This is a genomic window from Rhizobium sp. SEMIA4064, from assembly GCF_003025035.1.
Classification (GTDB): Bacteria; Pseudomonadota; Alphaproteobacteria; order Rhizobiales; family Rhizobiaceae; genus Rhizobium; species Rhizobium paranaense.
On the sequence record NZ_PYJN01000013.1, the window covers coordinates 479044 to 500125 of the forward strand.

At 59.1% G+C, this 21082-nt stretch carries 22 protein-coding genes; 17 read left to right on the top strand and 5 right to left on the bottom strand.

Translation table 11 applies throughout. The features are described from left to right. The first annotated feature begins 145 nt into the window (after positions 1 to 145). Entirely contained in the window at positions 146 to 931 is a 786-nt protein-coding gene (locus C9E91_RS08910; RefSeq protein ID WP_107107921.1) for an alpha/beta fold hydrolase, read from the top strand. A 6-nt stretch (positions 932 to 937) separates the two neighbouring features. Here C9E91_RS08910 and C9E91_RS08915 read toward each other — a convergent pair whose 3' ends face one another. Next, the gene (locus C9E91_RS08915) at positions 938 to 1738 is read right to left on the bottom strand and encodes an enoyl-CoA hydratase-related protein (RefSeq protein WP_107108137.1); all 801 of its coding nucleotides are present in this window, start codon (positions 1736 to 1738) and stop codon (positions 938 to 940) included. A 75-nt stretch (positions 1739 to 1813) separates the two neighbouring features. Here C9E91_RS08915 and cysE point away from each other — a divergent pair, with 75 nt between their 5' ends. The 5 genes from cysE to clpA all read left to right on the top strand — a co-directional run bounded on the left by cysE (position 1814) and on the right by clpA (position 6979). After that, entirely contained in the window at positions 1814 to 2677 is an 864-nt protein-coding gene (gene cysE / locus C9E91_RS08920) for a serine O-acetyltransferase (RefSeq protein WP_107107922.1), read from the top strand. 128 nt (positions 2678 to 2805) lie between these two features. After that, entirely contained in the window at positions 2806 to 3009 is a 204-nt protein-coding gene (locus tag C9E91_RS08925; RefSeq protein ID WP_107107923.1) for a DUF3126 family protein, read from the top strand. A gap of 418 nt (positions 3010 to 3427) precedes the next feature. Continuing rightward, positions 3428 to 3796 carry a phasin family protein gene (locus tag C9E91_RS08930; RefSeq protein ID WP_107107924.1) on the top strand — a complete coding sequence of 123 codons (369 nt, stop codon included), beginning with the start codon at positions 3428 to 3430 and terminating at the stop codon, positions 3794 to 3796. A 290-nt stretch (positions 3797 to 4086) separates the two neighbouring features. After that, positions 4087 to 4440, top strand: a complete 354-nt coding sequence (gene clpS, locus C9E91_RS08935; protein ID WP_028755011.1) for an ATP-dependent Clp protease adapter ClpS — start codon at positions 4087 to 4089, stop codon at positions 4438 to 4440. A 10-nt stretch (positions 4441 to 4450) separates the two neighbouring features. Then, positions 4451 to 6979, top strand: a complete 2529-nt coding sequence (gene clpA, locus C9E91_RS08940; RefSeq protein WP_107107925.1) for an ATP-dependent Clp protease ATP-binding subunit ClpA — start codon at positions 4451 to 4453, stop codon at positions 6977 to 6979. 123 nt (positions 6980 to 7102) lie between these two features. Here the strand turns inward: clpA and C9E91_RS08945 are convergent, their stop codons facing one another. The 4 genes from C9E91_RS08945 to C9E91_RS08960 are packed head-to-tail and all read right to left on the bottom strand — an operon-like array spanning position 7103 to position 9971. Continuing rightward, positions 7103 to 7531 carry an HIT family protein gene (locus C9E91_RS08945; RefSeq protein ID WP_107107926.1) on the bottom strand — a complete coding sequence of 143 codons (429 nt, stop codon included), beginning with the start codon at positions 7529 to 7531 and terminating at the stop codon, positions 7103 to 7105. A gap of 41 nt (positions 7532 to 7572) precedes the next feature. Then, positions 7573 to 8760 (bottom strand): GNAT family N-acetyltransferase, encoded by a 1188-nt coding sequence (locus tag C9E91_RS08950; RefSeq protein WP_107107927.1) that lies wholly within the window; start codon positions 8758 to 8760, stop codon positions 7573 to 7575. Positions 8761 to 8772: 12 nt separating this feature from the next. Next, positions 8773 to 9504: a glycerophosphodiester phosphodiesterase gene (locus C9E91_RS08955; protein WP_107107928.1), complete on the bottom strand. Its 732-nt coding sequence runs from the start codon at positions 9502 to 9504 to the stop codon at positions 8773 to 8775. After that, positions 9504 to 9971 carry a RidA family protein gene (locus tag C9E91_RS08960; RefSeq protein ID WP_107107929.1) on the bottom strand — a complete coding sequence of 156 codons (468 nt, stop codon included), beginning with the start codon at positions 9969 to 9971 and terminating at the stop codon, positions 9504 to 9506. The genes C9E91_RS08955 and C9E91_RS08960 overlap by 1 nt, the downstream gene beginning before the upstream one ends. A gap of 232 nt (positions 9972 to 10203) precedes the next feature. Here C9E91_RS08960 and C9E91_RS08965 point away from each other — a divergent pair, with 232 nt between their 5' ends. The 11 genes from C9E91_RS08965 to C9E91_RS09015 all read left to right on the top strand — a co-directional run bounded on the left by C9E91_RS08965 (position 10204) and on the right by C9E91_RS09015 (position 21076). Further along, the gene (locus tag C9E91_RS08965) at positions 10204 to 11028 is read left to right on the top strand and encodes a cell envelope integrity EipB family protein (RefSeq protein ID WP_107107930.1); all 825 of its coding nucleotides are present in this window, start codon (positions 10204 to 10206) and stop codon (positions 11026 to 11028) included. 223 nt (positions 11029 to 11251) lie between these two features. Then, positions 11252 to 12331: a toxic anion resistance protein gene (locus C9E91_RS08970; RefSeq protein ID WP_107107931.1), complete on the top strand. Its 1080-nt coding sequence runs from the start codon at positions 11252 to 11254 to the stop codon at positions 12329 to 12331. Between the two features lie 5 nt (positions 12332 to 12336). Further along, a complete protein-coding gene (locus C9E91_RS08975) occupies positions 12337 to 13911 on the top strand; it encodes a substrate-binding domain-containing protein (protein ID WP_107108138.1) in 1575 nt (524 codons plus the stop codon). Between the two features lie 7 nt (positions 13912 to 13918). Further along, a complete protein-coding gene (locus C9E91_RS08980) occupies positions 13919 to 14536 on the top strand; it encodes a 5-bromo-4-chloroindolyl phosphate hydrolysis family protein (RefSeq protein ID WP_107107932.1) in 618 nt (205 codons plus the stop codon). Next, on the top strand, positions 14536 to 15642 hold the full coding sequence (locus C9E91_RS08985) for a substrate-binding domain-containing protein (protein ID WP_107107933.1): 1107 nt from the start codon (positions 14536 to 14538) through the stop codon (positions 15640 to 15642). The genes C9E91_RS08980 and C9E91_RS08985 overlap by 1 nt, the downstream gene beginning before the upstream one ends. Before the next feature lie 190 nt (positions 15643 to 15832). Further along, positions 15833 to 16600 carry a 30S ribosomal protein S2 gene (gene rpsB / locus C9E91_RS08990; protein ID WP_028755022.1) on the top strand — a complete coding sequence of 256 codons (768 nt, stop codon included), beginning with the start codon at positions 15833 to 15835 and terminating at the stop codon, positions 16598 to 16600. Between the two features lie 374 nt (positions 16601 to 16974). Further along, positions 16975 to 17901, top strand: coding sequence for a translation elongation factor Ts (tsf, locus tag C9E91_RS08995; RefSeq protein ID WP_107107934.1), 927 nt, complete (start codon positions 16975 to 16977; stop codon positions 17899 to 17901). A 153-nt stretch (positions 17902 to 18054) separates the two neighbouring features. After that, positions 18055 to 18774 (top strand): UMP kinase, encoded by a 720-nt coding sequence (pyrH, locus tag C9E91_RS09000; protein WP_107107935.1) that lies wholly within the window; start codon positions 18055 to 18057, stop codon positions 18772 to 18774. 56 nt (positions 18775 to 18830) lie between these two features. Continuing rightward, on the top strand, positions 18831 to 19391 hold the full coding sequence (gene frr, locus C9E91_RS09005) for a ribosome recycling factor (RefSeq protein WP_028755025.1): 561 nt from the start codon (positions 18831 to 18833) through the stop codon (positions 19389 to 19391). A 105-nt stretch (positions 19392 to 19496) separates the two neighbouring features. Next, positions 19497 to 20243 carry an isoprenyl transferase gene (locus C9E91_RS09010; protein WP_107107936.1) on the top strand — a complete coding sequence of 249 codons (747 nt, stop codon included), beginning with the start codon at positions 19497 to 19499 and terminating at the stop codon, positions 20241 to 20243. Next, positions 20243 to 21076 carry a phosphatidate cytidylyltransferase gene (locus C9E91_RS09015; protein ID WP_107107937.1) on the top strand — a complete coding sequence of 278 codons (834 nt, stop codon included), beginning with the start codon at positions 20243 to 20245 and terminating at the stop codon, positions 21074 to 21076. The genes C9E91_RS09010 and C9E91_RS09015 overlap by 1 nt, the downstream gene beginning before the upstream one ends. The last annotated feature ends 6 nt before the right edge of the window (positions 21077 to 21082 follow it).

Genomic DNA, 21082 nt, shown 5'->3' on the forward strand with positions numbered 1-21082 from the left:
TTGCCCTTCTTTATAATTCTTCTCGCCGATTGTGTAGTGCGAAAGTCCGGCTCGGCGCACAGATTTTCGCAAGCGCGGGGTTCACCTGATATTGCTGATAAAATAAGGTCCGCAACAAAGAGACGATGTTCACGAAGATCTTGCCATGAATTTGAATAGCCCTGCCTTTTCCTATTTCGTCCATGACGGTCTCAAGCTGGCCTATTTCGACGAAGGCGATCCGAATGGCGCGCCGGTCCTGTTGATTCATGGTTTTGCCTCGACCGCGATTGCCAATTGGGTCAATCCGGGCTGGCTGAAGTCGCTGGGCGAGGCGGGTTATCGCGTCGTCGCCATCGACAATAGAGGCCACGGCTTGAGCGACAAAGCCTATGATGCCGATGCCTATCGTCCCTGGGTCATGGCAGAGGATGCGATCGCGCTGCTCGATCATCTCGGCATCCCCCAAGCCCATGTCATGGGATATTCCATGGGTGCGCGCATCTCGGCGTTCCTCGCGATGGCCCATCCCGATCGTGTCCGCTCGCTCGTCTTCGGCGGGCTCGGTATCGGCATGGTCGATGGTGTCGGTGATTGGGATCCGATCGCCGATGCGCTATTGGCGCCGTCGGTTGACGATGTCGCGCATCTGCGCGGCCGCATGTTCCGCGCCTTCGCCGATCAGAACAAGAGCGACCGTGAGGCGCTCGCCGCCTGCATCAGGGGCTCGCGCGATCTGGTCGCCAAGGAAGACGTGGCAAAGATCCAGGCGCCGACCTTGATCGGCGTCGGTACCAAGGATGATATCGCCGGTTCGCCGCAACAGCTCGCGGCGCTGATGCCGCATGCTGAAGCGCTGGATATTCCGAACAGGGACCATATGCTCGCCGTCGGCGACAAGGTGTTCAAACAGGCCGTCCTGGAGTTCTACGAACGCCTCGCCAACCAATAGATCAAGTCACTTGCCGGTGAAATGCGGTTTGCGCCGCGCGGCAAAGGCTGCACGGCCTTCGGCATAGTCGGCGCTGTCGAAGGTCTCGGCGCCGATCACCTCGGCCTCGCGCAGGAGGTCGCTATCCTGTTCGATCACGGCACGAACCGCGAGCTTGGAGGCATGCAGTGCGATCGGCGCATTGGCGGCAATAGCGCGGGCGAGGGCCGAAACCTCGTCGTCGAATGCGTCTGTTGTAATCTCTTCCAGCAGAAAGCCGGCCGCGACCATCTTGTCGGTCGACATCTGCGCGCCGGTGAAAAGCGTGACCCTGGCCATCTGAGGCCCGAGCGCGTTGACGATGTCTTGCACCGCATCGGCTGGATAGGCGATGCCGAGGCGGACGGCGGGCACCGAGAAACGAGCTCCCTCTGCGGCGACACGCAGGTCGCAGGCGGCGGCAATGCCGAAACCGCCGCCGTAACAAATGCCCCGGATTGCTGCGATCGTCGGCACACGGCAATGGCGGATCGCTGTAAAGGCGGCGCTGTTCAACGCCTCATAGGCGACAGCGGTTTCGGCATCCTTGCGCAGGCTGTCAAATTCGCTGATATCGGCGCCGGTCGAAAAATCCTGGCCAGCACCGCGGATGATGATCACATGCGCCTGTGCCTTGTCGGTCAAAAGGCGAATGGCCTGCGGTATGGCGCGCCACATTGCCGCGGTGATGGCGTTCTTGCGGCCGGGATTGTCGATGGTGAGTGTACCGATGGCGTCGCTACAGGTAGCGCGCAGGAGACCACTAGCAAAATCATGCTCAAAACTCATGCGCGCCCGCCCCATTTATGTTGTCGCAGTTTTACTCTATATAATGTTTCACCGACAGGAAATCAGGAGACCGCAATGGTCGCAGCAACGGACATTCGCCAGGTCGAAGGCGTAGGCTCTGTAAAGGTCGTCGATCCCATCTGGGGCAGCGTGCGGGAAGAAGCGCGTGCAGCCGCCGAACGGGATCCGCTTCTGGCCGCCTTCCTCTATTCCACGATCATCAATCACAAGTCGCTGGAAGAATGCGTCATCTATCGCATCTGCGAACGTCTCGACCATCCGGATATGCAGGGCATCCTGCTGCGCCAGACTTTTGAGGAAATGCTGGCCGATTGGCCGGAATGGGGCTCGATCCTGCGCGTCGACATTCAGGCCGTCTATGACCGCGATCCGGCTTGCCTGCGCTTCATGGAACCGGTCCTCTATTTTAAGGGATTCCACGCCCTGCAGACGCATCGCCTGGCTCATTGGCTGTACAATCGCGGCCGCCGGGATTTTGCGCTCTATCTGCAGAGCCGTTCCTCCAGCGTTTTCCAGACGGATATCAACCCGGCCGCGCGCATCGGCAAGGGCATTTTCCTCGATCACGCGACCGGCCTGGTGGTCGGCGAAACGGCCGTCATCGGCGACAACGTCTCGATCCTGCACGGCGTCACGCTCGGCGGTACGGGCAAGGAAGGCAGCGACCGTCATCCGAAGATCGCCCATGGCGTGCTCATCGGTGCCGGCGCAAAGATTCTTGGCAATATCCAGATCGGCCATTGCTCGCGCATCGCCGCCGGCTCGGTGGTGCTGAAGGAAGTTCCCCCGAAGACGACAGTGGCCGGCGTGCCGGCCAAGGTGGTCGGGGAAGCCGGCTGTTCGGAACCGTCCCGCTCCATGGATCAGCTCCTTGCAGAGCAGATCGTCGCCGACCAAATCATGGGTGCCGGTATCTAACGGAAATCCCACCTGATTGTCAGGATTTTGCTCCGGCGGCACAAGCAGAAGGCGCGCTTCTGGTCTTTACACCGCCGCTTTTCCTATGCAAGAAGCGGCCAACCCGAGAATCCCGACGGAGATGAATTGTGAAGCCTGACGAAATCAAGAAGCTCGACGCCTACTTCAAACGCACGTTCAACCCGCAGATCGTGGTCAAGGCCCGCCCGCGCAAGAACGATTCCGCGGAAGTCTATCTTGGCGAAGAGTTCCTGGGCGTTGTCTATATCGACGACGAAGACGGCGACCGTTCCTACAACTTTTCCATGGCGATCCTGGACGTCGATCTCTGATCGACAGCTCCTGCTGTCAGGTCGACGCTCGACCCCTGGTCGATCTCTCGATTTCCATAGAGATGATATCAAGAGCCGCATTCCACTGAAATGCGGCTCTTTTTTTAGATGATTACCAGGAAATAAGCCGGATACGCGTTATTTGCGATCGAGTTTGGCCGATTTGGTGCCGAAATTCGGATTTTTCCATCGAAATCGAATATTTTTCTCAAAGCCGGAAGTTGCATACCGGTTGATATATATTAGCAAAAACAGGAACATGCCCGGGGCCCTCTCCGGCAGTCGCTTGCCTGTCATTAAGAATGCAATCCTGGGGTGATACTGCGTTGCACAAGACTACTTGACTATTTGTGCGCCGCATTTAGTTTTCGTCCAGGTAACCCGGCCGTCGGCCAAACCAACAAAGGGACGGAGAAGCATGTTCAATTTCGATGAAGCGAACAAGAAGGGCAAGGAAGCCATGGACACGGCTCTGAAGAGCTATTCCGATGTGACCAAGGGTTTCCAGGCGATTGCTGCTGAAGCCGCCGAATATTCCAAGAAGTCGTTCCAGGACGGCGTTACGCATTTCGAAACGCTGGCCGGCGTGAAGAGCTTCGAAGCTGCTTTCGAGCTGCAGACCGGCTTCGTAAAGTCCTCCTATGAAAACTTCGTAGCCGAGGCGACCAAGCTGGGCGAAATGTACGCCGATCTCGCCAAGACCGTCTACAAGCCCTACGAAGCTCCGGTTGCCGCCGCCACCAAGGCTGCCAGCAAGACCGCCGCTTCGATTGCACCTGCTGCATAAGCGTTTCGCTTAAGAACAGCGATATTCACGAGAGACCGGCTGCGCGACCCGCGGCCGGTCTTTTGCGTTCTTTATTGTCGATCTCGGCTCGATCGTGGCCGCGACTTTTTTGATCATGGCCCGCTTTGGCAACGAATTCTGATTGCAGTGTCCGGTAGGGGGCTTAAAATCGCACCAATATGAACTAAGTTAGGGGTTCGGATATCCGGCCCGACGGAGTCAGTTACCCAATCCAGTTTGCCAAGTCGGAATGCGATAGCTTCTGCCGGATGATTTGAGGAATGAATGAAATGATCGCTGAGCCGATCCGGATGCAAAACGACAGCGAAAGGAACGGGGACAACGGAAATCGCGGGACCTCGGTGATCACGCGCACCAAGCCCAAAACCAAGAAACCCAACCTATACCGCGTGCTGCTTCTAAACGACGACTACACGCCCATGGAATTTGTGATCCACATCCTGGAGCGTTTCTTCCAAAAGGATCGAGAGAGTGCCACCCGCATCATGCTTCATGTCCACAACCACGGCGTCGGCGAATGCGGGATATATACATATGAGGTAGCTGAAACGAAGGTGAGTCAGGTGATGGATTTTGCCCGGCAACACCAGCATCCGCTGCAATGTGTTATGGAAAAGAAGTGAGGATCTGAACGTGCCAACATTTTCGCCTAGTCTTGAGAAGGCGCTGCATCAGGCACTGACCTACGCGAACGAGCGGCATCACGAATATGCCACGCTGGAACATCTGCTATTGGCTTTGGTGGACGACGCCGACGCCGCGGCTGTCATGGGCGCGTGCAATGTTGATCTCGACGCGCTCCGTAAGACGCTGACTGAATACGTCGATAATGAACTGTCAAATTTGATCACTGGTTATGACGAGGACTCGAAGCCCACTTCCGGCTTCCAGCGCGTCATCCAGCGCGCCGTCATCCATGTCCAATCCTCGGGCCGCGAGGAAGTGACGGGCGCCAACGTTCTCGTCGCAATCTTTGCGGAACGGGAAAGCCATGCGGCCTTCTTCCTGCAGGAGCAGGAAATGACCCGCTACGATGCGGTCAACTACATCTCTCACGGCATCGGCAAGCGGCCGGGTTCCTCCCAGACCCGCACGCCGCGCGGCGCCGAGGATACCGAATCGGAAAGCAAGCCGACCTCGCGCGGCGAGCAGGAGGAAGGTAACAACAAGAAGCAGCAGGATGCGCTGAAGGCCTATTGCGTCAATCTCAACGAGAAGGCGAAGAACGGCAAGATCGATCCGCTGATCGGTCGCAACTCCGAAGTCAGCCGCACCATCCAGGTGCTGTGCCGCCGTTCGAAGAACAACCCGCTCTATGTCGGTGACCCCGGCGTCGGCAAGACCGCGATCGCCGAAGGCCTCGCCAAGCGCATCGTTGAAGGCAAGGTGCCGGAAGCCTTGGCTGATGCGACCATCTTCTCGCTCGACATGGGCACGCTGCTGGCCGGTACCCGCTATCGCGGCGATTTCGAAGAGCGTCTGAAGCAGGTCGTCAAGGAGCTGGAAGAATATCCGGGCGCCGTGCTGTTCATCGATGAGATCCATACCGTCATCGGCGCCGGTGCCACCTCCGGCGGTGCGATGGATGCGTCTAACCTGTTGAAGCCGGCTCTTTCCTCGGGTGCGATCCGTTGCATCGGTTCGACCACCTACAAGGAATACCGTCAGTTCTTCGAGAAGGACCGGGCTCTTGTCCGCCGCTTCCAGAAGATCGACGTCAACGAGCCGACCATCGAGGATGCCATCGAAATCATGAAGGGCCTGAAGCCCTATTTCGAAGAGTATCATCACCTGCGCTATTCGAACGACGCCATCAAGTCGGCGGTCGAATTGTCGGCTCGTTACATCTCCGACCGCAAGCTGCCGGATAAGGCGATCGACGTGATCGACGAAACCGGTGCTGCGCAAATGCTGCTGCCGCCGTCCAAGCGCCGCAAGCTGATCACGGAGCGGGAGATCGAGGTAACGATCGCCACGATGGCTCGCATCCCGCCGAAGACGGTGTCCAAGGATGACGAGATGGTTCTTGCCAATCTCGAACAGGAACTGCGTTCGGTTGTCTACGGCCAGGATACGGCGATCGAAGCTCTGTCGACCTCGATCAAGCTCGCTCGTGCCGGTCTGCGCGAACCGAACAAGCCTATTGGCTGCTACGTCTTCTCCGGCCCGACCGGCGTCGGTAAGACGGAAGTCGCCAAGCAGCTTGCCTCCTCGCTTGGCGTCGAGTTGCTGCGCTTCGACATGTCGGAATATATGGAGCGTCACACGGTTTCCCGTCTGCTTGGCGCACCTCCCGGCTATGTCGGCTTCGACCAGGGTGGCCTGCTGACCGACGGCGTCGACCAGCATCCGCACAGCGTCGTTCTGCTCGACGAAATCGAGAAGGCGCATCCGGATATTTTCAATATCCTGCTGCAGGTCATGGACCATGGCGCACTGACCGACCACAACGGCAAGAAGATCGACTTCCGCAACGTCATCCTGATCATGACGACCAATGCGGGCGCATCGGAAATGGCCAAGTCCGCTATCGGCTTCGGTTCGTCCAAGCGGACGGGCGAGGATGAAGAGGCTCTCAACCGGCTCTTCACCCCGGAATTCCGCAACCGTCTGGATGCGACCATTCCGTTCGCAGCGCTGCCGACCACGGTCATTCACAAGGTCGTGCAGAAGTTCATCATGCAGCTTGAGGCTCAGCTTTCCGAACGGAACGTGACCTTCGATCTGCACGAGGACGCGATCGCCTGGCTGTCCGAGAAGGGTTACGATGACAAGATGGGTGCCCGCCCGTTGGCACGCGTCATCCAGGAACACATCAAGAAGCCGCTGGCGAACGAAATCCTCTTCGGCAAGCTGAAGAAGGGTGGCGTCGTCAAGGTCACCGTCGGCAAGAAGGAAGACGGTACGACCGGCATCTTACTCGACTCCATCGCGGATACCGCACCGATCCGGCCGAAGCCGGAAGCCGAAGTGGTCGACTCCGTGGTCGATGTGGAAGAGGATGATGGCGACACCGTCAAGACCAGAAGCCGCGTCGGCAAGGCGGATGCTGCTTCCGATACCCGCCGCTCGCCGAAGACGCCGTCCTCTGCCAGCGATGGTGAACCGGACGGCAAGTCGCCGCGCAAGGGCAGCACGGTGCCGAAGGTACCGCGCAAGTAATCGGCGATTGATCGTCTGAGAAAGCGAAAACGGCTGCATTGGAGACAATGCAGCCGTTTCCATATGTTTACGCGCTATATCTCACAAAGAGATTTAGAGGGATCGATGCTTGCTCGGCTTTGATCAGCTCAGCGCCTCGATGATCTTCTTGGCATTCTCCGCCAAAACGGCGCCATCTTCCATTTTGCCCGAATGCGGCTTCAGGGCGATACCCTCATGGCGCGGGATGATGTGGAAGTGCAGGTGAAACACGGTCTGGCCGGCGGCCGGCTCGTTGAATTGGGCGATGTAGACGCCATCCGCCTCGAAAGCCTCCTGAATCGCGACGGCGACTTTCTGGACCGTGGTAATCAGATGCGGCAGGACGGTCGGATCGGCATCGAGAAGGTTGCGCGAAGCGGACTTCGGTAGCACCAGCGTATGGCCGGGCGCCTGTGGCATGACATCCATGAAAGCGACCGTGTGTTCATCCTCGTAGATACGATAGGACGGGATCTCGCCTTTCAGGATCTTTGCGAAAATATTGTTGGGGTCATAGGCGGGGCTGGTCATCCAGGGTCTCCTCGTCTTCCGATTATAATTGTCCAGAGCAGCTAGATATCTTGCCGCTCGCCTTTGCGGAAGGGGCTGTGCTCGGCCAGGATCTCACTCATCTCCTCAACTTGCTCGCGCTCGTGTCTGAGATAGTCGGCAACGGCGCGGCGCAAGCCTTGATGGCCGATATAATGCGCCGAATGCGTGATGACCGGCAGATAGCCGCGGGCGAGCTTGTGTTCGCCCTGCGCGCCGGCTTCGACGCGCTTCAGCCCCTTGGCCAGCGCGAAATCGATCGCCTGATGATAGCAGACTTCGAAGTGCAGGTAGGGATGATCTTCGACGCATCCCCAGTGCCGCCCATAGAGCGTTTCGCCGCCGATGAAGTTGATGGCGCCGGCGATATAGCGGCCCTCGCGCTTGGCCATCACCAGCAGGATATCGTCGGCCATCCGCTCGCCGATCAGCGAGTAGAACTTGCGGGTGAGATAGGGCCGGCCCCATTTGCGGCTGCCGGTATCCATATAGAAAGCGAAGAACTGGTCCCAGATACGCTCGGTGAGATCGCTACCCGTTAGCCAGTCGATGCTGATGCCGCCTTCAAGGGCGGCGCGACGCTCCTTTTTCAGCGCCTTGCGCTTGCGCGACGCCAGTGTTTCAAGGAAGGCGTCATGGTTGGGATAACCATCATTGATGAAATGGAACTGCTGGTCGGTACGATGCAGGTAGCCATCGCCTTCGAAGACGGAAATCTCGTCTTCCGGAAGGAAGGTGATGTGGGCGGAGGAGACGCCGAGCTGCCGGGTCACCTCCTTCAGGCTTTCGGCCAGCGCCGGCTGAATCACATCGCGATCCTGTCCCTCGGCTACAAGCAGGCGCGGGCCGGTTGCCGGCGTGAAGGGAATGGAGCACTGCAGCTTCGGATAATAACGGCCGCCCGCGCGCTCGAAGGCATCGGCCCAGCCGTGATCGAAGACATATTCACCCTGGCTATGATTCTTGAGATAACCGGGGACGGCGCCGATCAATTCGCCGCTGTCGGTTTCGAGCAACAGGTGATTGCCGAGCCAGCCGGTCTTGTCGGTGGCGGAGCCCGACTCCTCCAGGGATGACAAAAAGGCATGCGAGACAAACGGATTATACGGCCGCACCGTACCCGTCCTCGACGCCCCGGCGAGCTTGGACCAGCCCTCCGGAGCAATGTTTTTGAAAGAACGCTCGACTCGAATGGATAATTCGTCTGTCATCAAATTCGTCTGTTAGGAAGGAAAGGCAGGGCTCTCCCTTGGGTCGAACCCTTCGAAGGTCATTTGATCTGCGTTGGCAAATGTGTGTTTGCGGGCCGCTTCGTCGCGCACGGTCCAGGTGATGACCGGGATGCCGCGCTGGCGCTGCGCCGTGATGAAGGGGTTCGGCAGGTGGCCATAGAAATACGAGATGAAGTCTAGCCCAAGCTGCATGGCTTCGTCATGCTTAAAAAATGTCTCGGGCTCATTTCCATCCGCCGTCAGGCCGACAGGGTAGGGCGCGTTGAGCGCCTTCAGGTCCTTGAGCAGCCAATGGTCGAAGCTCATCAGCGCGACATGACCGTTATAGCCCTCCAGGACTTCCAGCACGGATTCCGCAAAGCCCTCATCGTCACCTTCGCGGCCCTTCAGCTCCAGCACCAACGGCACCTTGCCGTCGCAGAGCTTGAGGAGCTGTTTCAGCGTCGGGACCTTGTCGTTGGTGCCGCCGACCGAGAGCAGGCCGAGTTCGGCCGAGGTCCGGTCACGAAGCTGGCCGGGAAGATTGCAGACGCGCTGCAGATCGTCATCGTGAAAGACGACCGGAACGCCGTCGGCGGCGTAATGGAGATCGCATTCGATGGAAAAACCCGCCTCGATCGCGCGGCCAAAAGCCGACAAGGTGTTTTCCCAAACCTGCTTGTTCATGTCGTGAAAGCCGCGATGGGCGACAGGACGTTCGGTAAGCCAGGCAATCTTGCTCATTATGCAATTTCCATGATGGCATCGATTTCGACGGCGGCATTCAGCGGCAGTGCTGCCATGCCGACCGCAGCGCGCGCATGCTTGCCAGCGTCGCCAAGTACATTTGCCAGAAGATTGGAGGCACCGTTGATCACAAGATGTTGTTCGACGAATTCGGGTGCCGAGGCGACGAAGCCGTTCAGCTTGATGATGCGCTTGATGCGGCCGAGATCGCCGTCCAGGGCTGCCTTTGCCTGGGCGAGAATATTGATGGCGCAAAGCTCGGCAGCGCGTTGGCCGCCGGCAACGTCGACATCCCTACCGAGGAGGCCGGTGACACCAAGCTTGCCGTTTTCCATCGGCAACTGCCCGGACAGATAAAGAAGATTGCCGCTGATGACATAGGGCACATAGTTGGCGGCTGGCGCGGCAGCCTGCGGCAGGACGATGCCAAGCTCCTTCAGACGGCTCTCGATGGCGTCGGACATTTTCATCTCCCGTTTTGTTGTAAAATCTTCAAAAATCCGGCATCAAGCTTAGATTCCCTTTGCCGGGAAAGGCAGCCTCGATTTAAGCACGATCCCGAAATACCAGAAGCGATCTTGGACGAGATCACGCCAAATCAAAAGGCAGAGTGAGATGACGAATTGATGACGGTCCGCCTCACTCTAGCCGAAGCGTTCTTATAGCATCGCGTGCGAGTCCAACAGGAGATAATGAATGTTCCGCTCGAGTCTTGCCGCCGTTGTTGTTTCGAGTTTAGGCGTCGCGTCTCTGGGCGCATCCGCCATGGCGGCAGGTCCAAGCGGGTTGATCGCGCATCGCGCCGTCTATGATCTCGAACTGAAGGACGCTTCCGACCGGTCTGGTATCGCCGGCATGTTCGGCCGTATGGTCTATGAGTTCGACGGCTCCGATTGCACCGGTTTCACCACCAATTTCCGCTTCGTCACGCAGATCGACACGGGTGACACGACACGCGTCAGCGATCAGCAGACGACCACATTCGAGGATCTCACCAAGCGCGTTTTCCGCTTCGAGACCAAATCCTATACGGACGACCAGCTCGATAAGGACGTGCGTGGTGCGGCGGCGGACGACCAGAAGGGCATCAAGGTCGATTTGACCCAGCCGCAGGCCAAGCAGGTCGAGCTCATTCAGAGCCGCTTTCCGACAGAACATATGCTCGACATCATTCATAATGCGAAGCTCGGCAGGAATTTCTTCGAAGCCGAGGTTTTCGACGGCTCCGACGATGGCGACAAGTCGTTGATCGCAACAACCGTCGTCGGCAAGCAGTCGACGCCCGCCACCGACGATCCCGATGCCGACAAGGCCGGTATGTTCGCGAAAACACCGTTCTGGCCGGTGACCGTTGCCTATTTCAACGACAAATCCAAGGGCGACGCCATCCCGGTCTATCGCATGTCGTTCAAGCTCTATGAAAACGGCATCACCCGCGACCTCACCATGGACTATGGTGACTTCGTGCTGACCGGCAAGCTTTCCAAGCTTGAAGTGCTCGACACCAAGGCCTGCCAATAGGCTTGGCCACGGCGCCAAGCCACAGGGCAAAATCTTCGTCATAAAATTGTATTCGAAGCTTCACTATTCTGGGGTGCATCCGGCACGCCCGTGAGTGAGTCTCATGTCCCGCTGTGCCGATCTGGAATTGTAGCGGGCCATGCGGGCCGCGTCGCTTATTGTGGGAATAATCGGCAGGCTTCCGCAGACAGGTCCCGTGTTGATAGACGAGAAAGCACGACCTATGGCCAATACCGATCTCGCCCCTGCCTCTAACGCTGCTTTGCCGGTTGTCACGGCCGATCCGGCGGAAATTGCCCGCATCGGCGATACCATCGATTTGAACGACCGCGCCGGTATTTCGGTCTATGGGGACCGTGCCCAGCAGTCCGTCTCCGACTATTCCGACCGGATTCTCCGCGAGGTCCGCAATCGCGATCTTGGTGAGGTCGGCAAGCTGCTGACCGATATCATCATCAAGTCGAAGAAGCTCGACCCGGCATCGCTGAAGGATGAGGGCTTTCTTTCCAAGATTTTCTCGTCCTTCAAGGCGAGGTTGGAACGCTTCAAGGAGGAGTTCGAGGATGTGGCCGGCCAGATCGATCGCATCGGTCTCGAGCTCGACCGGCACAAGGATACGCTGCGCCGCGACATCGCACTTCTCGATGATCTCCATGAGGAGACAAAGCGGTCGATCCTGCAGCTCGACGCCTACGTGCAGGCGGGCAAGACGTTTGCAGAGCATTTCCGCAGTGTCGAACTGCCGAAGCTGAAAAGCGCTGCTGATGCCGCGGCTGCCAATCCCGGCGGCGGCATGCTGGAGGCGCAGACCTATCAGGACAGCCTGCAGGCCCTCGACAGGCTGGAGAAGCGGGTATTCTACCTGCAGCAGGCCCGCCAGCTCGGCATTCAGCAATTGCCGCAGATCCGCATCGTGCAGGCCGGCGACGAAACGCTGATCGAGAATCTGCAGGCGACATCGGCGCTGACGGTGCCGGCCTGGAAGCAGAAGATGGTGATCCTGCTCGGGCTGTCGCGGCAGAAATCGGCGCTCGAATTGCAGAAGACGGTGACTGACGCCACCAACGAGATGATCCGCCAGGCATCCGAGATGATGAAGGACCAGGCGATTGCCATCGAACAGCAATCGCAGCGCGGTATCGTCGATATCGATACGCTCGCCGCCGCCAACCGCGACCTGATCGATACGATCGGCGGTGTCCTGAAGGTGCAGGAAGAAGGCCGCAGGAAGCGGGCCGAGGCCGAGCAGCAAATGGAGAGAATGACCGTCGAACTCAAAAAGGCGATGATCGAGGCACGATGAGCGGCATGATGATCCGCACACTTCTCACCGGCCTGGCGCTGACGGCGGCGCTCGCCTTGGCGGGCTGCGATGCCGGCGGCAAAGGTCCGAAGTTCTCGATCGTCTCCGGCTCGGAAAACACGGTTATCCAGCCGATCGTCGAAGAATTCTGCAAACAGAAGAACGCCACCTGCAGCTTCACCTACGAAGGCACGCTGGATATCGGGCTGGCGCTGCAGAGCGAAACTGGCGTCGAGCAGGACGCCGTCTGGCCGGCATCGAGCGTCTGGGTCGATATGTTCGACACCAAACGCCGCGTGAAGACGCTGACCTCGGTGGCGCAGACGCCCGTTATCCTCGGCGTGCGCAAATCGAAGGCGCAGGCGCTCGGCTGGATCGGCAAGCCTGTGTTCATGAAGGACATCTTGGCGGCGGTGAAAAACGGCTCGCTGAAATTTCTCATGACCTCGGCAACCCAGTCCAATTCGGGCGCCAGCGCCTATCTCGCCATGCTCTCCAGCGCGCTCGGCAACAAGCCTGTCATCGAGCCGGGCGATCTCGACAAGCCGGAGGTTCAGGGTACCGTCAGGGCGCTGCTTGCCGGGGTCGAACGCTCGTCGGGTTCCTCCGGCTGGCTCGCGGACCTCTATACGGATTCTGCTGGCCAGGGCACGCTCTACGATGCCATGTGGAACTACGAGGCGGTGCTGAAGGAGACCAACGACAAGCTTATCGGCATGGGCAAGGAGCCGCTTTATGCGATCTATCCGGCCGATGGCGTGGCGATCGCGGACTCACCGATCGGCTTCATCGATCACGGACGAGGACCCGAGGTCGAAACTTTCTTCAACGAACTGGTCGCCTATTTGCGGTCCGCACCCGTGCAGAAGCGCATTGCCGACACCGGCCGACGCATTCCATTGGGAGATGCTGTGACGAAAGGGGACCCGAGTTGGAATTTCGACCCGAGCCGGTTGGTGACCGCGATCCGCATGCCGGAGCCGACCGTGATTCGCCAGGCGCTCGATCTCTACCAGGGCGCATTGCGTAAGCCGTCGCTCACGGCCCTTTGCCTGGATTTCTCCGGCTCCATGGGAGGCACGGGCGAAAATCAATTGCAGGCTGCCATGCGGTTCCTGTTCAATCCGGATGAAACCGGAAAGGTGCTGGCGCAATGGACGCCGGCGGACCGCATCATGGTCATTCCGTTCGACAGCCGCGTACGGACGACGCTTTTGGCCACGGGCGACCCCGCACAACAGAAGAACCTTGTCGATAAAGTGTCGCTGCAGCATGCCGATGGCGGCACCGATATGTATGCTTGCGCAAGCAGGGCGCTTGAGCGCATGAAGGATACCCAAAATCTTTCGTCCTATCTGCCGGCGATCGTCATCATGACCGACGGAAAGTCCGATGATGCGAGCCGCGATTTTCTGAGTGAGTGGATGGCAACCAACCCGCATGTGCCGGTCTTCGGCATCACCTTTGGCGACGCCGACAAGTCGCAGCTCGATGCCTTGACCAAGGCGACATCGGGGCGTGTGTTCGATGGTCGTGGCGATCTCGTCAGCGCCTTCCGCGCGGTGCGTGGCTACAACTAGGACACCGATGCGCAATTGGTTCGGCAATGACTGGAATTGGATCGTGGCGGGGCTTACCGCCGCGATCGTCGTTCCCGTCTTGAGCTTCTTTGCGAAGATGCCGTTGTGGATCGCGGCCGTCATCGGTCTGCTCGTCTTTACAGGCCTCATCTTTACATTGTCGCCGCGTCGGCTTTTCGAAGGTCTGGATGCGAAAGCCATCGGCAAGGGACGTCTCGATTTCGCGCGCGATCTTTTGAGTGCGGCCGCACCGGCAGCGCAAAGGCTGGAAGTCTCGGCGGATCACATCGCCAACAAAGAGACGGCAAAGCGCGTGCGGCATCTGGCCGAAATCGCCGCCGATGTCTTTGCCAAGGTGGAGGCGAGCCCGGAAAGCGCCGGCACCGTGCGGCGCTTCCTCAGCTATTACCTGCCGCGAGCGGCCGAAGTCGCCGAGGGTTTCGCCACGCTCGAGGCCAAGCGCGTGCCGGACCAGAAACGATTGCAGGACGTTGAGCTGGTGCTCACCAAACTCGAGGATGCCTTCGTGCACTATTCGGACAGTCTCGTCGACGACAGGCTCGATACGCTGGACACCGAGCTGCGCCTCATACAGGCCTCGCTCAAAGAGGATATCGGACGCTGATGGCTATCTCTCGCCGCGCCTTTGGAGTGGGACTTCTTGCTACCGGCGTTGCCGGCACCGGTGGCTATTTCGCCGTGAAGGACCGGCCGGAGTTCCAGGGACTGCTCGGCAACCGCACGAAGCTCTTCGGCTTCATCGGCGGTGAGAAGGTGGCGTTTCTGGCGGACGAGGATGTTGTCGGCGCTCTGCATGGATACGGACTGGATATAGACAGCCGTGTGGCCGGCTCCGTCGAGATGGTGCGCGAGCAGGCACTTCTGTCGCAGAATCCTGCTTTCCTTTGGCCGTCGTCCTCGATCATGGTCGATATCGCCCGGCAGCGCGGCGTCAAGATCCGCGACGACCGCGTCGTGCTGAACACGCCGGTCGTCGTCTACACCTGGCAGCCGGTGGTCGACGGGTTGATGAAAGCCGGGCTGGTCACCGTGACGCCCACCGGACAGCATCAGCTTGATCTGAAGGCATTGCTCGATGCCGTCCTTGCTGGAACGAATTGGTCCAAGCTCGGGGTCGACGCGCTCTACGGGCAGGCGCGCATCGTCTCGACCGATCCGAATCGCTCCAATTCCGGCTTCATGTTTGCCGGATTGGTACTGAGCCTGTTTGCCGGCAACGTCGCGACGGTCGCCGATCTCGCGCGGTCGGGCGACAAGGCGCAGATGATCTTCCGCAATATGGGCTTCAAGTCGCCGTCATCAGGCAAGCTTTTCGATCAATATCTCGCCGGCGGGCTCGGCGGCGAACCGATGATCGTCGGCTACGAGAATCAGTTGGTCGAATGGATCATCGCCGATCCCGGACGGTGGAAGCGCGTTCAATCGAGCTCCACGGCAAAGCCGGTTGTGCTTTATCCGCATCCGACCGTCTATTCGTCGCATCCTCTGATCGTCGTGGATGAAACCGCCAACCGGATGATGGATGCGCTGACAAGGCCGAAGCTGCAGGAACTCGCCTGGACCAAGCACGGCTTCCGCGGGCCATTGGGCACGGCGACCGGTAATGCACATGATGCGATTGCAGGCCTGCTGCCGGCCGAGATCGACGCGGTCTTGCCAATGCCGGACGCCAACGTCATGCTGGCGTTGCTCGACAAGGTGGCGAGCTAAAGGGCAGGGGTCTGCCGTATTTTTTCCACCTAAGCCTTGCATTCCCGGCAAATCGAATGTATGGGCAGCCGCATTCCACACGTAAGGCATGGGATTGTCCGGGAGAAATCCGGATCGTTCCGCCCGGTGGCATCTTCGAAGAGGATGCTGTTCGCCTTGCGGAGGTTCAACCGGAAAAGGAGTCAAAGGCATGGCATTGCCTGATTTTTCTATGCGTCAGCTTCTGGAAGCTGGTGTTCACTTCGGCCACCAGACGCATCGCTGGAACCCGAAGATGAAGCCGTACATCTTCGGCGATCGTAACAACATCCACATCATCGACCTCGCCCAGACGGTTCCGCTGCTGAGCCGCGCCCTGCAGGTTGTCAGCGACACCGTTGCCCGTGGCGGCCGCGTTCTGTTCGTCGGCACCAAGCGTCAGGCGTCCGAACTGATCGCCGACAGCGCCAAGCGCTCGGCCCAGTACTACGTCAACGCCCGCTGGCTCGGCGGCATGATGACCAACTGGAAGACGATTTCGAATTCCATTCAGCGTCTGCGCAAGCTCGACGAAATCCTCAACGGCGAAGCCCAGGGCTTCACCAAGAAGGAACGTCTGAACCTTGAGCGCGAGCGCGAAAAGCTGGACAAGGCTCTCGGCGGTATCCGCGATATGGGCGGCACCCCGGACCTGATGTTCATCATCGACACCAACAAGGAAAAGATCGCGATCGACGAAGCCAAGCGCCTCGGCATTCCGGTCGTCGCCATCATCGACTCGAACTGCGATCCGGACCTGATCGACTATCCGATCCCGGGTAACGACGACGCTTCGCGCGCCATCGCTCTCTACTGCGACCTGATCTCGCGCGCTGCCATCGACGGCATCGCCCGCCAGCAGAGCGCATCCGGCCGCGACCTCGGCGCTTCCGTTGAAGCTCCGGTCGAGCCGACACTGGCGGACGGCACCGAAGCCTGATCGCGTCTTGTGGCGGGCAGAAGCTTGTCCGCCCGAGCGTATTGATATCCGGGATAAGGCCGTTTGCGACTTCAAGGAGTTCGAGCGGCCTTATCGCGTTTTTGGTAACTGCTGGCCTACTGCATAATTCCTTAAATCGGAATCGATTTAAGGGTAAATTATGCAGCAGATTTAAAGTGCTACAGCGACCTTTACGCGTCACCATGACGCGTGGCGCTGTAGGCGGAAAATCCAGGCATGTTCCAAACAGAATTCCACAGTATGACGCTGCTTCATAACGCTGTCATACTTACGGGTACATTTCGTCCCTCAAATCGGTGCCGCTTCGGCTTAACGCCGTTTGCCGCACCGTATGAACCGACAAGAGGAAGCTTATGACCGAGATTACGGCTGCACTGGTGAAAGAACTGCGCGAAAAGTCTGGCGCAGGCATGATGGACTGCAAGAAGGCGCTGACCGAGACGAACGGGGATATCGAAGCCGCGATCGACTGGCTGCGCGCCAAGGGCATCTCCAAGGCCGACAAGAAGTCCGGCCGCACCGCCGCTGAAGGCCTGGTCGCCATTGCCGGCGCCGGTCACAAGGCCGTCGTCGTCGAGCTCAACTCTGAAACCGACTTCGTTGCCCGTAACGATGCCTTCCAGGATCTTGCTCGCGGCATCGCCGAAGTTGCGCTGTCCACCAACGGCACTGTCGAAGCCATTTCGGCTGCGACCTATCCCGCATCCGGCAAGCCGGTTGTCGACACCATCAAGGACGCGATTGCAACCATCGGCGAAAACATGGCGCTTCGTCGCGCGGTCAAGCTGGAAGTTGAGCACGGCGTCGTGGCGACCTACATCCACAACGCTGCTGGCGACGGTATCGGCAAGCTCGGCGTTCTGGTTGCCCTGAAGTCCGTCGGTGACAAGGCCGTTCTGACGTCGATCGGCCGCCAGGTTGCCATGCACATTGCTGCTACGAACCCGCTCGCCATCCGTCCGGAAGAAGTTGACGCTGCCGTCGCCGAGCGCGAACGCAACGTCTTCATCGAGCAGTCCCGCGCCTCCGGCAAGCCGGACAACATCATCGAAAAGATGGTCGAAGGCCGCATGCGCAAGTTCTTCGAAGAAGTCGCTCTTCTGTCGCAAGCTTTCGTCATCAACCCGGACCTGACCGTCGCCGCTGCCATCAAGGAAGCTGAAAAGACCGCCGGTGCGCCGATCGAAATCACCGGCATGGCCCGTCTTCTTCTCGGCGAAGGCGTCGAGAAGGAAGAGACCGACTTCGCTGCCGAAGTCGCCGCTGCCGCCAAGGGCTGATCAACGAATTCATTTCGTCTGTTGACGAAACGAAACCATATCCCAGATAGGTGAAACCATATCAGGGGAAACCCGTGGGCATCGCGTGACAACGCGGTGCCCTTCGTGTATCCGGCTTTCACTATTACCCCGCGATCACTTCAAGGAGCGACAATGTCCCAGCCGATCTACAAGCGCGTATTGCTCAAGGCCTCCGGCGAAGCTCTGATGGGCAGCCAGGGGTTCGGTATCGACGTTACCGTCGCTGACCGCATTGCATCCGATATTGCCGCAGCGCGCGAAATGGGTGTCGAGGTCGGCGTCGTCGTCGGCGGCGGCAATATCTTCCGCGGCGTTGCCGTGGCCTCCAAGGGCGGAGACCGCGTAACCGGCGACCACATGGGCATGCTCGGCACCATCATCAACGCGCTGGCGCTGGCCACCTCGCTGCGCAAGCTGGATATCGACACGGTGGTGCTGTCAGCCATTTCCATGCCGGAGATCTGCGAAAGCTTCTCGCAGCGTGCGACGCTCTATCATCTCTCGCTGGGCCGCGTGGTGATCTTTGCCGGCGGCACCGGCAATCCCTTTTTCACCACCGATTCCGCCGCTGCGCTGCGCGCCGCCGAAATGGGCGCCGAAGCAATCTTCAAGGGCACGCAGGTCGATGGCATCTATTCCGCCGATCCGAAGAAGTTCCCGGATGCCGAGCGTTTCGAACATCTGACCCACAGCCAGGTGCTGGAAAAGGGGCTCGCCGTCATGGATGTGGCCGCCGTGGCGCTTGCACGGGAAAATTCAATTCCGATCGTCGTCTTTTCCATTCACGAAAAGGGCGGTTTCGCAGAAATCTTGACCGGCGGCGGTCGTAAGACCATCGTATCCGACAATTGACGTTCCTGTGGCACCGGGCCTTCCCGGCGCCGCCTATTACACGGGAGTATAAAAACATGAGTGAAGGCACCGACCTCAAGGAACTGAAGCGCCGCATGGACGGCGCCATCGCGGCATTCAAGAGCGATATCGCCTCGCTGCGCACCGGCCGCGCGTCCGCCAACATTCTCGATCCGGTCACGGTTGAAGCCTATGGTTCGCGCATGCCGCTGAACCAAGTTGCCAACATCACCGTACCCGAGCCGCGCATGCTGACCGTTTCCGTTTGGGATAAGTCGATGGTCGGCGCCGTCGAGCGGTCGATCCGCGAATCCAATCTCGGCCTCAACCCGATCGTCGATGGCCAAAATCTGCGTATTCCGCTGCCGGAACTCAACGAGGAGCGCCGTCGCTCGCTGGTCAAGGTTGCCCATGAATATGCCGAGAAGGCGAAGGTGGCGATTCGCCATGTCCGCCGGGATGGCATGGACGGTCTCAAAAAGGCCGAAAAGGACGGTGTAATCGGTCAGGATGAAAGCCGCGCTCAGTCTGAGCGTGTGCAGAAGATGACGGACGATACGATTTCGGATATCGACCGCTTGCTAGCCGACAAAGAAAAGGAAATCATGCAGGTCTGATTGCCACTAGAGCATCCCGCTTTCGATCAAGAAACATTGAAAGCGGTGAGGGTGCGCTAGATTTGAAGTCCTGGAGCATTTCCTGCCGAACGAAACCGGATCCATATGTCAGTTCCCACGTTCTCTGCCATACCCGATCACCTCGCCATCATCATGGATGGCAACGGGCGTTGGGCCAACGCGCGCGGCCTGCCGCGCACCATGGGCCACCGTAAGGGCGTGGAGGCGGTGCGCGAAACGGTACGGGCGGCAGGGGATGTCGGTATAAAATATCTGACGCTCTTTGCCTTTTCCTCGGAGAATTGGCGCCGCCCGGAGACTGAAGTGAGCGACCTTCTCGGCCTGCTCAAGGCGTTCATTCGGCGGGACCTTGCGGAACTGCATCGCCAGAATGTCCGCATCCGCGTGATCGGCGACCGCTACAATCTGCGCAGCGATATCTTGCCGCTGTTGATCGAAGCGGAAGAGACCACCAAGGACAATACCGCGCTGACGCTGATCATCGCCTTCAACTATGGCTCGCGCGACGAGATCACCCGCGCTTTCGTCAGCCTGGCCAAGGACGTCGAAGCCGGGCGCCTGCGCCCGCAGGATATTCGTCCCGAATTGATCGATGCACGACTGGATACGGCCGGAATCCCTGATCCTGATCTCATCATCCGCACCAGCGGCGAAGAGCGGCTGTCGAACTTCCTTCTTTGGCAGGCGGCCTATTCGGAATTCATGTTCATGCCGGAGTACTGGCCGGATTTCAGCCGGGACCTCTTCTTCTCCGCGCTGGAAAAATACGCCGCGCGTGATCGGCGCTTTGGCGGGCTTTCCGCCAAACAGGCGGCGGCCGTGGGGTCCTGATGAGCCGTGAACTCAGGCTGCGCATCATTTCCGGCATCGTTCTTGCCGCGGTCGTTCTGGCTGCGACTTGGTATGGCGGTCTGAGCTTTCGTATCCTGGCGGCGGCGATCGGCTTGCTCGTCTACTATGAATGGTCTACGATAACGGACCTGCATGGTCGCGATCCGCAGGGCAATGCGCTTGGCTGGCTCGGCCTCCTGCTGATAGCCAGCGCGACACTAGCGGCGGAATCCGTCTATTCCCTCGAATTGCTGATCATCTTTGTTGCGGTCACGGCGATCATGGTCGCCATGCGTAGCAAAAGCTGGTGGCTGCCCGGCGGAATATTCTATGCGGGATTGACGGCAATCGCCCTTGCCGAGATCCGGGATGACGATCTGCGCGGCTTCGTGCTGATGCTGTTCATCTTCGCCACCGTTTGGGCGACGGATATTTTTGCCTATTTCGTTGGCCGCGCCATCGGCGGGCCGAAGCTTGCGCCGCGCATATCGCCGGGCAAGACCTGGTCGGGCGCGATCGGCGGGGCCATTGCCGCGGTGATTGCCGGAACAGCGGTCGTCTGGAGCTTTTTCTCGGCAGATGGTTTATGGATTCCTGCGCTCACTCTGGTGCTGTCAATCTGCAGCCAGATCGGCGATCTTTTCGAGTCTTTCATCAAGCGCCGCTTCGGAGTCAAAGACTCCAGCCACCTGATTCCCGGCCATGGCGGCGTCATGGACCGGGTCGACGGACTAATTTTTGCTTGTTTTGCAGCGTTTTTCTTGGCTATCGTAATATCGCTGACAATAAGCGGCGAGACTATGTCATTGGGCGGCGTTCTGCTCGGTGTCTGAAATCAA

Bases quoted from the DNA above. Each gene is read 5' to 3' on its own strand.
- C9E91_RS08980 (WP_107107932.1), top strand. From the start codon at position 13,919: ATGCGCAATTGGTTCGGCAATGACTGGAATTGGATCGTGGCGGGGCTT.
- C9E91_RS08950 (WP_107107927.1), bottom strand. From the start codon at position 8,760: ATGACAGACGAATTATCCATTCGAGTCGAGCGTTCTTTCAAAAACATT.
- clpS (WP_028755011.1), top strand. From the start codon at position 4,087: ATGATCGCTGAGCCGATCCGGATGCAAAACGACAGCGAAAGGAACGGG.
- cysE (WP_107107922.1), top strand. From the start codon at position 1,814: ATGGTCGCAGCAACGGACATTCGCCAGGTCGAAGGCGTAGGCTCTGTA.
- C9E91_RS08955 (WP_107107928.1), bottom strand. From the start codon at position 9,504: ATGAGCAAGATTGCCTGGCTTACCGAACGTCCTGTCGCCCATCGCGGC.
- C9E91_RS09010 (WP_107107936.1), top strand. From the start codon at position 19,497: ATGTCAGTTCCCACGTTCTCTGCCATACCCGATCACCTCGCCATCATC.
- C9E91_RS08945 (WP_107107926.1), bottom strand. From the start codon at position 7,531: ATGACCAGCCCCGCCTATGACCCCAACAATATTTTCGCAAAGATCCTG.
- C9E91_RS08915 (WP_107108137.1), bottom strand. From the start codon at position 1,738: ATGAGTTTTGAGCATGATTTTGCTAGTGGTCTCCTGCGCGCTACCTGT.
- C9E91_RS08960 (WP_107107929.1), bottom strand. From the start codon at position 9,971: ATGTCCGACGCCATCGAGAGCCGTCTGAAGGAGCTTGGCATCGTCCTG.
- pyrH (WP_107107935.1), top strand. From the start codon at position 18,055: ATGTCCCAGCCGATCTACAAGCGCGTATTGCTCAAGGCCTCCGGCGAA.
- C9E91_RS08910 (WP_107107921.1), top strand. From the start codon at position 146: ATGAATTTGAATAGCCCTGCCTTTTCCTATTTCGTCCATGACGGTCTC.
- tsf (WP_107107934.1), top strand. From the start codon at position 16,975: ATGACCGAGATTACGGCTGCACTGGTGAAAGAACTGCGCGAAAAGTCT.
- C9E91_RS09015 (WP_107107937.1), top strand. From the start codon at position 20,243: ATGAGCCGTGAACTCAGGCTGCGCATCATTTCCGGCATCGTTCTTGCC.
- C9E91_RS08970 (WP_107107931.1), top strand. From the start codon at position 11,252: ATGGCCAATACCGATCTCGCCCCTGCCTCTAACGCTGCTTTGCCGGTT.
- C9E91_RS08930 (WP_107107924.1), top strand. From the start codon at position 3,428: ATGTTCAATTTCGATGAAGCGAACAAGAAGGGCAAGGAAGCCATGGAC.
- frr (WP_028755025.1), top strand. From the start codon at position 18,831: ATGAGTGAAGGCACCGACCTCAAGGAACTGAAGCGCCGCATGGACGGC.
- rpsB (WP_028755022.1), top strand. From the start codon at position 15,833: ATGGCATTGCCTGATTTTTCTATGCGTCAGCTTCTGGAAGCTGGTGTT.
- C9E91_RS08975 (WP_107108138.1), top strand. From the start codon at position 12,337: ATGATGATCCGCACACTTCTCACCGGCCTGGCGCTGACGGCGGCGCTC.
- C9E91_RS08965 (WP_107107930.1), top strand. From the start codon at position 10,204: ATGTTCCGCTCGAGTCTTGCCGCCGTTGTTGTTTCGAGTTTAGGCGTC.
- C9E91_RS08985 (WP_107107933.1), top strand. From the start codon at position 14,536: ATGGCTATCTCTCGCCGCGCCTTTGGAGTGGGACTTCTTGCTACCGGC.